Here is an 11577-nt window from a genome sequence, read left to right on the forward strand (position 1 = left end):
ACGGAGCAGGCGGTTGAACATCTGGAGCAGCATTGGTGCCATCGTGTCTGCCATCGGCGCAGGCGGGGCCCAGCTCATCGACCGCCTGGTACAGCTCGTTCTGGCGCGGCCGGAGGGCACCAGTTCTGTCGGCTTCACGGTCGCGATGATTGCGCTCTCGGCCAAGATGGCCAAGGCGGACGGGGTGGTGACCACGGATGAGGTCCTGGCCTTCCGCGACCTGTTCGAAGTGCCCCCCGGCGAGGAGGCCAACGTCGCCCGCCTGTTCAACCTTGCCAAGCAGGACATCGCCGGCTTCGAGACCTATGCCAAGAAGCTGGCCGATCTCTTTCCCTATGACCGCAAGACCCTGCTCGACATCCTCGATGGCCTGTTCTACATCGCCAAGGCGGACGGGGTCGTGCATCAGGACGAGTTGAGCTTTCTGGAGCGGGTCAGCGAGATTTTCGGCCTCGATGCGCGGGAGTTTTCCAAGGTGCTGGCCCGGCATGTGCGCGAGCGCGGCAATCCCTACGCTGTTCTGGGCATCTCTCCCGATGCCAGCCCCGAGGACATCAAGGCGCAGTACCGCCGCGAGGTCCGCGAGACGCATCCGGATGTGATGATCGCACGGGGTGTCCCGGAGGAATTCGTGCGGATTGCCAATGACCGGCTGGCTGCGCTCAATGCAGCCTATGCCCAGATCAATGCGGAGCGTGGCCTGTGAGTGTCCGGACAGATTGCAGTGTCAGCGCCAAGGTACATCCTTCGCCCAATCACAACGAGCGGCGCGATGCGGCGGCCATCGACATGCTGGTCCTGCATTACACCGGCATGCAGGACGGGACCAGCGCGCTGCAGCGCTTGTGCGATCCACGCGCCGAGGTCTCGGCGCATTACCTCGTCGAGGAAGATGGCTCGATCCTGCAATGCGTGCCGGAAGCCCGCCGGGCCTGGCATGCAGGCAAGTCATTCTGGAAGGGCGTCACCGATCTCAATTCCTGTTCCATTGGCATCGAGATCGTCAATCCGGGCCATGCCTGGGGCTACCGGCCTTTCCCGGACGGGCAGGTCGAGGCCGTGATCGCGCTCTGCGCCGACATCTGTGCCCGGCACAGGATCGCGCCCTGGCGTGTCCTGGCGCATTCCGACATCGCGCCCGAACGCAAGAACGATCCGGGTGAACTGTTCCCCTGGGATCGCCTGGCTGCTCAGGACATCGGGCATTTCGTCCCGCCGGTCCCGGTAACGGGCGGGCGGTTCTTCCAGCAGGGGGAGAGCGGACAGCCCATCGAAGCCTTGCAGTCGATGCTGGCGATCTACGGCTACAACATCGCCGTGAATGGCGAATACGACGCCCAGACAACGGCCGTCATCACCGCCTTTCAGCGCCACTTCCGGCCAGAGCGGGTTGACGGCATCGCCGATGCCTCGACCATCGCCACCTTGCATGCCCTGCTGACAAGCCTGCCCGACCTTGCCTGAAGCGCTCGGGTGATGACCCGTCACACCTGTCCGCTCCAGCGTGGCGCAAACGCACCTGGCGTCAGGCCGGCAATCTGAAATTTCCGGTAAGTCAGAAAAGGCGGGTTTCAGGCTGTTCTCATGCTCGCCGCAATGAATCACAGTATTGCCTAATTCTCGTCAAACTTCGCAGGAATTGACGAAAATTCGCCAGTAATATCGTAGTATTAGAGTTAACAACTGTAACATTTCGTGATTGATCCGGGCCCATTCTGGCCCCAGGTCGCCGTCATTTCTCTGCGCCTCGTTTTCGCCGATGGCTGACAAAGAACAACAAGACGGAGTTTGACCGTATGTCCAATTCGCGCACACCCTTGCGCCGGGCCACCTTTGCCCTCTTCGCCCTCCTGATTTCTGTGGCTACGACGGCCTCACCGGTTCTTGCCAGTGGTGGCCGTGCGCTGCTGCCCAAGCCGGGCGCCGAAGCCAGCAAGAGCAAGGACAAGCCCGAGATGCGTGAAGTGCTGGTCGAGGATGAGTCCGGCCTGCTGCGTCCGGCCTGGCGTCCGGTCGACGAACCGGTTGCCGCTGGCCTGCTGCTGCCGGGCAAGGGCAACAGCCCGAAAGCTGCAGCATCGGCCAAAACGGCAACTCCTTCGAAGGCCAAGTTCAAGGACCTGATTGACGCCGCCGCGCGCAAGCATGGTGTGCCGGTGGCTCTGGCCCACGCCGTGGTGCGTGTGGAAAGCAACTACAATCCGCGTGCCCGTGGCAGTGCCGGCGAAGTCGGTCTCATGCAGATCAAGCCGGCAACCGCGCGCGGCCTTGGCTTCCGTGGTTCGGTCAAGGCGCTGTATGACCCGGCGACCAACCTGGAATGGGGCATGCGCTATCTGGCTACCGCGCACAAGCTGGCCTCCGGCGATACTTGCGGTACCATCCTGCGCTACAATGCCGGCCATTTTGCCAAGCGCATGAATCCGGTCAGCAAACGCTACTGCGGCAAGGTCAAGGTCATCCTCGCCTCTGCCTGATTGACCGGACAGGGGCGGTAACCTGTCCGCCCCGCGCCCTCACAGGAACTTGCGCCGGATCGTCGTAACTGACGTCGGGGCCCGCACATCCGGACGGGTCGTGCTGTCTGCCAGCGGCGCGCCAACGGTGGTCATCACCGGAATGATGCCAGCCCAGATCGGCAGGTCGAGATCATCCTTGTCGTCAACCGGCGGGCCGGCCCGGCGCTTGGCAGCAGCATGCTCGACTTCGATGGCGACAATGCCGGTGGCCTTCAGTTCCTTTTCGGTCATCTTGCGGCTTTCGGCCCAGCGGCCGGGCAGCAGGTGATCGGTGATGACCGTCAGCGCGATTTCAGCCTCCTGCAGGTCTGTGACCGGCCGGGCACGGCCGTGCACCACCACCGAGCGGTAGTTGACCGAGTTGTGGAACGCCGAACGGGCAACGACGAGGCCGTCGATGATGGTCACGGTCATTGTCACCGGCGCCCCCTCCGGCAGGGCCTTGACGATGCGTGCGGCGCTTGCCCCGTGGATGTAGATGGTCTCGCCGTCGCGGCCATAGGCCATTGGGATCACCATTGGCCGGCCTTCGCTGATGAAGCCGACATGGGCGACCATGCCGGCGTCCAGCACCTCATGCACGGCGTCGATGTCATAGTCGGCCCGCAGACCGTTCCGGATTCGGGCGTGGCGGGGCAGGGACTTGGGGTCAAATACTGCGTCATTCATGATGGGTCCGTCCGCTCCGGCGTCGGTGGGCTTCTCGCGTGTGGTCAGGATGTGCTATCGACTGGAGCCTCGCCAGAGCCACTCCTGCGCAAAATGAGGGGTCCAGTTGTTTGACGGTTTGATCACGCTTGATCGCGGCTTGCCGCGTAGTCTGCCACAGCAGATTTACGCCGGACTGCGGAACGCCGTGCTGCAAGGCACACTGAAGGCCGGACAGCGACTTCCCTCGTCGCGGCAGCTGTCGGAGGTACTCGCGGTGTCGCGCAACACCGTCAACCTTGCCTATGAGCTGCTGGCTGCCGAGGGCGTCATCGAGGTGCGCCCAGGAGCTGCGCCCCGCATCAGCGGACCGGTTCTTCCCGAGGGCGCGCAGTCGGGTGCCGCTGTTGCCGCCCGGCCGGTCACCCTGTCCGCGAGGGGCGTCCGGTTGACGACCGATCCACGCGGCCCGGACTGGATCACGCGCCGGGGGGCGCTGCAGGCGGGCTTGCCTGACCCGGCGCTGTTTCCAGGTGAGCTCTGGGGCCGGGCCTTGCGCCGCGCTGCTAGGACACTCCGCACCGGCATCCTCTATGACGAGGCAGCCGGCCTGCCTGTGCTGCGGCAGGCGCTCGCGGACTATCTCTCCGCCGAGCGCGGCGTCAGGGCGTCGCCGTCACAGATCCTGATCGTCTCCTCGATGCAGGCGGCCCTGTCGGCTGTTGCGCAGGCCTTCGCTGATCCGGACGATGCCGCGCTGATCGAGAACCCCGGCTACATTGGTGCCCGGATGGCTTTTCTCGGTGCCGGCCTCACCGTGCATCCGCTGCCGGTGGACGAGCGCGGTGCTGACATCTGGCGCCTTGCGCCCGACACGCCCGCGCCGCGCCTCATTTACGTCACCCCATCGCAGCATTACCCGCTCGGCGGCCGCATGACCCTCGACCGGCGCCTGGCCCTGATCGAGGCCGCACGGCAGGCGGGGGCGCTGATCCTGGAAGACGACTACGACAGCGAGTTCCTGTTTGAAGGCCGGCCGATTGCCGCCTTGCAGGGGCTCGCCAATCAGGACGAGGTGATCTACCTCGGCACCTTTTCAAAGAGCCTTCTGCCAGGTCTGCGGATTGCCTATTGCGTCGTCCCTGAGGCACTCGTCCGGCCCTTGACCCTGCTCCTGCGCAACACTGGCCGTCAGGCCAATGCCCATGTCCAGGCAGCACTGGCCGATTTCATCAGCGAAGGGCATCACCGCGCCCACCTGAAGCGCGTTCGGGAGGTTTATTCCGGTCGCGGCCAGGCGCTTTATGCGGCGTTGACCGAGCGTCTTGGCAATCGCATCCGTATCGCCTCACCAACGGGAAGCATCCAGCTCGCCGTGCGTTTCAATGAACAGGTCGATGATCTATGGCTGGCGAGCGAACTCGCCCGGCGCGGCTTTGCCCCGTCCCCGCTCAGCTCCAGCTATCTCGGGCCAGAGCGCGAAAGCGGGCTGATCCTCGGCTACGCCAGCGCCACGCAGGCGGACATCGACCGCTGCGTGGCCGCCATCGATGACCTCTTGCGCAGTCTGTGACGACCCGTTGCTGATCAGGCCAGCCGCATTTCCGGCACGGTCTCGGCCGATCCGCCGGGGATGATCAGCGGCGCGCCGGTTGCCGCCAGGATCGTGTCGACATCAACCCCCGGCGCCCTTTCGCGCAGTTCGAGGCCCGCGTCGGTCGGGGCGATGACGGCAAGGTCGGTGACGACGAGATCCACCCGGCGCATCGCGGTCAGCGGCAGGCTGCATTCGGTCACCAGCTTCGGCTCGCCCTTGGCGCTGTGGATCATCGCCACCACGACCCGCCGCGCCCCGGCGACGAGATCCATCGCCCCGCCCATGCCCGGCACCATCTTGCCCGGCACCATCCAGTTGGCGAGATAGCCGCGCGCATCCACCTGCAGGCCGCCCAGGACGGTCATGTCGAGATGCCCGCCGCGGATCAGGCCGAAGCTCATGGCGCTGTCGATGGAGGCGGCCCCCGGAACGGCGGTGACAAAGCTGCCGCCGGCATCCGTCAGGTCCGGATCCTCCATGCCTTCCTCCGGCCTCGAGCCGAGGCCGATGACGCCGTTTTCCGCCTGGAAGAACACATGCACGTCCTTCGGCAGGAAATTGGCAACAAGGCTGGGCAGGCCGATGCCGAGATTGACCAGCGTGTTCGGCTTGACCTCCAGCGCCACGCGCCGGGCGATGAGTTCCTTGGCGTCCATGGCTCAGACCTCCCGTGCCAGAATGTGATCAACCAGAATGCCCGGGGTCTTCACCGCATCCGGCGGAATGACGCCAACGGGCACGATCACCTGCGGTTCGGCGATCACCAGCGTGGCGGCCAGCGCCATGATCGGGTTGAAGTTATGGGCGGTCAGCGAATAGTCGAGATTGCCGACATAATCGGCCTGGCGCGACGCAATCAGCGCCACATCGGCATGGATCGGACGCTCCAGCAGGAACGGGCGGCCATCCACCTCGATGACCTCCTTGCCCTCGGCCACCAGCGTGCCGATGCCGGTCGGCGTCAGGACGCCGCCGAGCCCGGTGCCGCCGGCCCGGATCCGCTCCACCAGCGTGCCCTGCGGCACCAGCTCCACCTCCAGCGTCCCGGCGATCATCTGCGCCTGGGTCTCCGGGTTGAGGCCGATATGCGAGGCGATCACCTTGCGCGCCGCGCCGGCACTGATCAGCTTGCCGATGCCCTTGCCCGGCATGGCGGTGTCATTGGCGATGATGGTGAGATTCCGCGCACCGCGCGCCACCAGTGCATCGATGAGGCGATGCGGCGATCCGACGGCCATGAAACCGCCGATCAGCACGCTTGCGCCATCGGGAACCATTGCGGCCGCTTCCTCGGCCTTGATCGCATGTTTCATGGGTGGCGCCAGCTCCCTGCTGCCCGCTGCCCCTTTGGCAGCCAGTGGACGCTACCGCGTTGCAAACCGCTGAACCAATGAAGTTTTTGCGACGCAGCACCCCCTGTCCTACCTCCTAGCCTCATCCTTCGAGTGACTTGCCAGCGGCGGCAAACCGGGCTTGTCTGGGACAAAACCGCCAGAGCCTGGGAGGGGAAACATGAACGTTGCCGAATGGCTGGCCCGCACGGGCCGGGTGATGCCGGAGCGGCCGGCGCTCTATCAGGGAACCCGCCTTGTCGCCGACTACGCCACCTTTGCCGCAAGGGTGCGCCGACGCGCCGTTCACCTGCGGTCCGTCGAAGGGCTGAAGCCCGGCGCGCGCGTGGCAATCTTTACTGAGAACTGCCCGGCCTATCTCGAACTTCTCTACGCCGGCTGGCACGCGGGCCTTGCCATGGTTCCGGTCAATTACAAGCTGCATGTCCGCGAGGCGGCCTTCATTGCCAGCGACAGCGGTGCCGAGCTGATGGTTGTTGCTGATCCGGGCGACGCTGATCTTGCTGCGGCGCTCCTGGAGGCCGGAGCCACTACCCGGCTTTCCGGCCTTGATCTCGGCCTGACCGCCGATGACGACTATGCCGGGCCCGCGCCACGCGGGCGGGACGACCTCGCCTGGCTGTTCTACACCTCCGGCACCACGGGCAAGCCGAAGGGGGTGATGATCACCCACGGCAACCTGATGGCCATGACGCTCAGCTATTTCTGTGATGTCGACGAAGTCCGGCCCGAGGACGCCGCCCTTTATGCCGCACCGATGTCGCATGGCGCCGGCATCTACAACTTCATGCATGTCATTCGCGGTGCCGGCCATGTCGTGCCGGACAGCGGCGGCTTTGAGCCTACGGAGATCCTGGCGCTGGGCCGGGCCTTCGGCAGCCTGCATCTTTTCGCTGCCCCCACCATGGTGCGCCGCCTGGTGGAGCGTGCCAAGGCCGACGGCGTCACCGGCGAGGGCCTTCGCACCATCGTCTATGGCGGCGGGCCGATGTATGTCGCCGACATCGAGGACGCCGTCGCGGTCATGGGGCCGCGCTTCGTCCAGATCTACGGCCAGGGCGAATGCCCGATGACCATCACCGCCTTGCCGCGCCATCTCGTGGCCGACCGCAGCCACCCGGCTTGGCGCGAAAGGCTCGGCTCCGTCGGCACGCCGCATTCCTGCGTCGAGGTGCGCATCGCCGGTCCGGACGGGACACCGCTCGGGCCGGGTGAAGATGGCGAGATCCTCGTGCGCGGCACGCCGGTCATGGCCGGCTACTGGAACAATCAGGAGGCAACGGCCAAGACCCTCGCCGGCGGCTGGCTGCACACCGGTGACGTCGGCCGCCTGTCCCCTGACGGCTTTCTGACGCTCACCGACCGTTCCAAGGACGTCATCATCTCCGGCGGCAGCAACATCTATCCGCGCGAGGTCGAGGAGGTGCTGCTCACCCATCCGGCTGTGCGGGAAGTCTCGGTCATCGGCGCGCCCGACCCGGATTGGGGCGAGGTGGTGGTGGCTTTCGTGGTGGCTGATCCGGGCGTCGCTGTTTCCGATCTCGACGCCCATTGCCTTGCCGCGCTCGCCCGTTTCAAGCGGCCAAAGGCCTGGCACTTTGTGACCGAACTGCCCAAAAACGCCTACGGCAAGGTCCTCAAGACAGACCTCCGCCAGCGTCATGCCACCCGTTGATCAGGCCCCATCCCCCCCCCCCCGCCGTCATGCCATGACTTGATCATGGCAACCACGCCGTTCCCTCCCGGTCCGCACGGACTAACAGCAGGCCACCCGACCAGCCGTCCACGCGGATGCCAGTGCCGGGCCGCTAGGTCACGGCATGGATGCCATGGTCGAGCCATGGCATGACGAAGGAACTGTTGCGGTGCGTGACGCTACCGCCGTTCTGCCCGATCCGGTGGTAGCTCAGTTCCTCCGTACCCCCGCCGTCAACATCGCCCTCGTTCCCCCTTGCCGTCATGCCATGACTTGATCATGGCATCCATGCCGTTCCCTCCCGGTCCGCACGGACCAGCAGCAGGCCACCCGACCAGCAATCCACGCGAATGCCGGCGCCGGGACGACAGGGCACGGCATGACGAAGATGAATGTCCCTCTCGTCGTCGATGGCATCGCGCCGCTGCATCCTGTAGGACTCCTGGGATGCGGGTGTCCTGCACCGCAGACCGGCATCTGGAGACCGACATGGACGAACTGGCAACCGTTGCAATCCTTGGCCTTGGCCTCGGCTTCATTGCCTTCGTGCTGCCGATCATCCTGTATTTCCGGGTCAGCGAGTTAAAGCGACGCGTTGCCACGCTCGAACGCGCGCTGGCGCCTGGGCTGGATCTCCGTGCGGCAGCGCAGACCGTTTCCGGTCTCGCAGACGAGAGTGAGGACGGCTTTCTGTCCGCCGCCCCTGAAGACAAGACACCGGCGGATTCAGTCGGCGGAAGCCTCGCATCTGCCGCCGCTGAGACCGCCGACCTGCCGCAACCCGATGCTGATGCGCCCGTTTCAGGGCCTTTCGCCCATCTGCCACGCCGCGACAGCTCCCCGCAGGCAAAGCCTGTGGAACCATCGACCAAACCCGCCATCGACCGGGAACGCGAGATCGGGGGCAAGTGGACCGTCTGGGCCGGCGGCATCGCGCTGGCCATCGGCGGTGTGTTTCTCGTCAAATACGCAATTGACAACAATCTCTTCGGTCCCGAGGTGCGGATCCTGCTGGGCGCCGTGCTTGGGCTGGGCCTGATGGCCGCTGGTGAATTCACCCGCCGACGCCCGGACGTCTTTGCGGTCCCCGGCTTTGAGACCGCGAACATCCCGGCAACCCTGACGGCCGCCGGCAGCCTGACGCTGTTTGCTGATCTCTATGCCGCCCATGCGCTCTACGGACTGATCGGTCCCGCCCTTGCCTTTGTCGCGCTGGGCGCAGTTGCGGTGCTCACCATGCTCGCCGCGCTGCTGCACGGACCGGCGCTGGCCGGGCTGGGTGTCGCCGCCAGCTACGCCGTGCCGCTGCTGGTCACCTCCCGCGAACCGGCGCTTGTGCCGGCCATGACCTACATCCTGTTCGTCTCGGCTGCCGCCATCGGCATCGGCCGGGCCCGGTTCTGGCTCTGGCTTGCGGGTCTCGCCGTTGCCGGGCTCTGCGCCTATGGCTTCCTGTTCGGCTTTGCGGCAGGGCAGGGGGACCGGCTGGCGCTGGTGCTCTACTTGCTGGCGGCAACACTCCTTGTGCTGGCCGGCTTTGTCTTCCGCCTGCACCGCAATGCTCCGGCCGTCCCGGTCGCCGTGGATTGGGTCGCCACTGCCGCCCTCTCCGCCGTCCTGCTGCCGCTCGTCCTCACCCTGCAGTTCCCGTCAGGTCTGGGGTTCAGCCTGCTCGAGGCTGGCCTGTTGCTCGTGCCCTTCGTGCTCGCCAGTCATGCGCCGGCGCTGCGCTATGCCGTCTTCGGTCCGCTTGTTGTGCTGCTGTTGCTCGCCTTCGGCTTTGGCGAGGGGCTGATGCTTGACGACCTCACCCGCCTGACGCTGACGGGCGACGCGGCGGCGGTGATCACGCCAGTACCGGCGGAGGCGGTTGCACAGCTTGCAACCTTCCGACTTTTGCTCGGCATCGAGGGCCTGTTCCTGTTCGCGCTGGCCTTTTACGCCTCGCTGCGGTCGGCCGCGCGCGGTCTCGTGACGGCTGCGGCGCTTGCCGGGGTCGTCGGCCTTGTCGGCATCGCCTGGATCCGTCTTGAAGACTGGCAGGTTTCTGTGCGCTTCGGCCTTCTTGCCCTCGCCCTCGCCTTGCTCTGTCTTGCCATGGCCGAGCATTTCACCGCCCGGTTTGGCCGCCGCCAGTCGTCTCAAGCTGCGCCTTTCGTTCCGGGCGGCGAAGCAGCCCTGGCCGGTTGGGTGATCGCCGGTCTGACCTCCGCCGTGCTGTCCGCCTGTTTCAGCCTTGGCTCTGCCGCACTCACCGTCGCGCTGGGCCTCTTGCCCCTCATTGTCGCGGCAACCGGACTGCGGCACAGGCTTGTGGCGCTGCGCTGGCTGGTGCCCCTCAGCGTCCTTCCCTATGCCGCCCGTCTTCTTTGGGATCCCTTCATCGTCGGAGATCAACTCGGGGCAACGCCGCTGTTCAATGCCCTGTTGCCGGGATACGGCCTGCCGGCCCTCGGCCTTGCCGGCGCAGCGGTACTCCTCAGCTTCCGTAGCCGTGACTTGCCAGCGCTGGGAGCCCAGGCGCTTGCGATCCTGTTTGGCGTTCTTGCCCTCGCCATGCTGGCGTTGCATTCTGTGGATCCGGTCTTCCGCTTCTCCGGCAATGGCATGGAACTGCAGGCCAGCGCGGTGCTGGTGCTCATCGGCTGTGCGGTTGCCCTCGGCCTCACCCGGCTCGGGCGCAACACAGTGTCTCCCGTCCTCACCTGGGGCGCCATGGCGGTCAGTCTCGCCGGCATGGGCTTTGGCGCCCTGACGCTCAGCGCGCTGGTCAATCCGCTGATGACGGGTGAACCGGTGGGGATGGGGCATGTCTTCAACTGGGTGACTTATGCCTATGGGCTTCCGGCGGTCCTCTACACGGTGCTGGCCCTGGCTGCGGCTCCCGTGCGCCCGCGCCGCTATGTCCAGGCCACAATGCTGTTTGCCGCCCTTCTTGGCTTCTGGTTCGTCAATCTCACCATTCGTCAGGCCTTCAGTCCGGACTATCTCGATGCAGCTCCAATCAGCGAACTGGAAACCTATGTCACGTCGCTGGTCTGGCTGGTGATCGGCGTCGGTCTGCTCGGTTTTGGCTTCCTGCGGGCCTCGCTTGGCCTGCGAAAGCTGTCGGGCGTGGTCATTGCCGCCGTAGTGCTCAAGGTCTTCCTGATCGACATGTCCTCGCTTGAAGGGGTGATGCGGGCGCTGTCCTTTGTCGGTCTCGGCCTGACGTTGATGGGGATCGGCGTTGCCTATCAGCGGCTTGTCCTGCGGCTGCCGGCCCCGCTGCCTGCAGCCGATGACACCGCTCGTCCTTGACCCGGCTCCGTTTCGTCCGTAAGGGGGGCGGGTCAGTCGGCCGGACGGCTGCTGCCGCGAGACCCGAAAGGGTGCGGGAGAGGAAAGTCCGGGCTCCAAGGAGACACGGTGCCGGGTAACACCCGGCGGGGGCGACCCCAGGGAAAGTGCCACAGAAAGCAAACCGCCTTCGTCCCCCGCGTCTCTGGATGCGGATCAGGGCCTGAGGTAAGGGTGAAAGGGTGGGGTAAGAGCCCACCGCGCGACCGGTAACGAAAGCGGCACGGTAAACCCCACCGGGAGCAAAACCGAATAGGGATGGCGCAGGTTCCCGCAAGGGCGCCGGGTTGGTTTCCAGGCCGGCCATCCGGGTAGGTTGCGCGAGGCGTCTGGCAACAGGCGTCCCAGATGAATTGCCGTTACGTGGGCCGGTTCGCCGGCCTGCCTTACAAAACCCGGCTTACAGGCCGACTGACACTTTTCCCT

General features: G+C 65.7%; 10 protein-coding genes and 1 other RNA gene. 7 read left to right on the forward strand and 4 right to left on the reverse strand.

Annotation, left to right across the window (positions count from 1 at the left end; all coding sequences use genetic code 11):
• The first annotated feature begins 13 nt into the window (after positions 1–13).
• The 3 genes from ACTIFE_RS12225 (at position 14) to ACTIFE_RS12235 (ending at position 2477) form a co-directional block, all read left to right on the forward strand.
• Positions 14–706 carry a TerB family tellurite resistance protein gene (locus tag ACTIFE_RS12225; protein ID WP_439529435.1) on the forward strand — a complete coding sequence of 231 codons (693 nt, stop codon included), beginning with the start codon at positions 14–16 and terminating at the stop codon, positions 704–706.
• Positions 703–1464, forward strand: a complete 762-nt coding sequence (locus ACTIFE_RS12230) for an N-acetylmuramoyl-L-alanine amidase (protein WP_439529436.1) — start codon at positions 703–705, stop codon at positions 1462–1464. The genes ACTIFE_RS12225 and ACTIFE_RS12230 overlap by 4 nt, the downstream gene beginning before the upstream one ends.
• Positions 1465–2042: 578 nt before the next feature.
• On the forward strand, positions 2043–2477 hold the full coding sequence (locus ACTIFE_RS12235; RefSeq protein WP_439529458.1) for a lytic transglycosylase domain-containing protein: 435 nt from the start codon (positions 2043–2045) through the stop codon (positions 2475–2477).
• Between the two features lie 39 nt (positions 2478–2516).
• Here ACTIFE_RS12235 and ACTIFE_RS12240 read toward each other — a convergent pair whose 3' ends face one another.
• On the reverse strand, positions 2517–3188 hold the full coding sequence (locus ACTIFE_RS12240) for a pyridoxamine 5'-phosphate oxidase family protein (protein WP_439529437.1): 672 nt from the start codon (positions 3186–3188) through the stop codon (positions 2517–2519).
• A 106-nt stretch (positions 3189–3294) separates the two neighbouring features.
• Here ACTIFE_RS12240 and ACTIFE_RS12245 point away from each other — a divergent pair, with 106 nt between their 5' ends.
• Positions 3295–4740, forward strand: a complete 1446-nt coding sequence (locus tag ACTIFE_RS12245; RefSeq protein ID WP_439529438.1) for a PLP-dependent aminotransferase family protein — start codon at positions 3295–3297, stop codon at positions 4738–4740.
• Positions 4741–4754: 14 nt separating this feature from the next.
• Here ACTIFE_RS12245 and ACTIFE_RS12250 read toward each other — a convergent pair whose 3' ends face one another.
• Positions 4755–5420, reverse strand: a complete 666-nt coding sequence (locus ACTIFE_RS12250) for a 3-oxoacid CoA-transferase subunit B (protein ID WP_439529439.1) — start codon at positions 5418–5420, stop codon at positions 4755–4757.
• Positions 5421–5423: 3 nt separating this feature from the next.
• Positions 5424–6077, reverse strand: a complete 654-nt coding sequence (locus ACTIFE_RS12255; RefSeq protein ID WP_439529440.1) for a CoA transferase subunit A — start codon at positions 6075–6077, stop codon at positions 5424–5426.
• A 199-nt stretch (positions 6078–6276) separates the two neighbouring features.
• Between ACTIFE_RS12255 and ACTIFE_RS12260 the strand changes: the two genes are divergently transcribed.
• Positions 6277–7791 (forward strand): AMP-binding protein, encoded by a 1515-nt coding sequence (locus ACTIFE_RS12260; protein ID WP_439529441.1) that lies wholly within the window; start codon positions 6277–6279, stop codon positions 7789–7791.
• Positions 7792–7924: 133 nt separating this feature from the next.
• Here ACTIFE_RS12260 and ACTIFE_RS12265 read toward each other — a convergent pair whose 3' ends face one another.
• Positions 7925–8077 carry a hypothetical protein gene (locus ACTIFE_RS12265; RefSeq protein ID WP_439529442.1) on the reverse strand — a complete coding sequence of 51 codons (153 nt, stop codon included), beginning with the start codon at positions 8075–8077 and terminating at the stop codon, positions 7925–7927.
• Positions 8078–8259: 182 nt separating this feature from the next.
• On the opposite strand from ACTIFE_RS12265, the gene ACTIFE_RS12270 reads away from it, so the two are divergent.
• Together ACTIFE_RS12270 and rnpB are read left to right on the forward strand one after the other, a co-directional pair.
• Positions 8260–11112, forward strand: a complete 2853-nt coding sequence (locus tag ACTIFE_RS12270; RefSeq protein WP_439529443.1) for a DUF2339 domain-containing protein — start codon at positions 8260–8262, stop codon at positions 11110–11112.
• 32 nt (positions 11113–11144) lie between these two features.
• Positions 11145–11570, forward strand: an RNA gene (gene rnpB / locus ACTIFE_RS12275) — RNase P RNA component class A.
• Positions 11571–11577: the final 7 nt, after the last annotated feature.

Source organism: Pannonibacter sp., from assembly GCF_051860505.1.
Lineage (GTDB): Bacteria > Pseudomonadota > Alphaproteobacteria > Rhizobiales > Stappiaceae > Pannonibacter.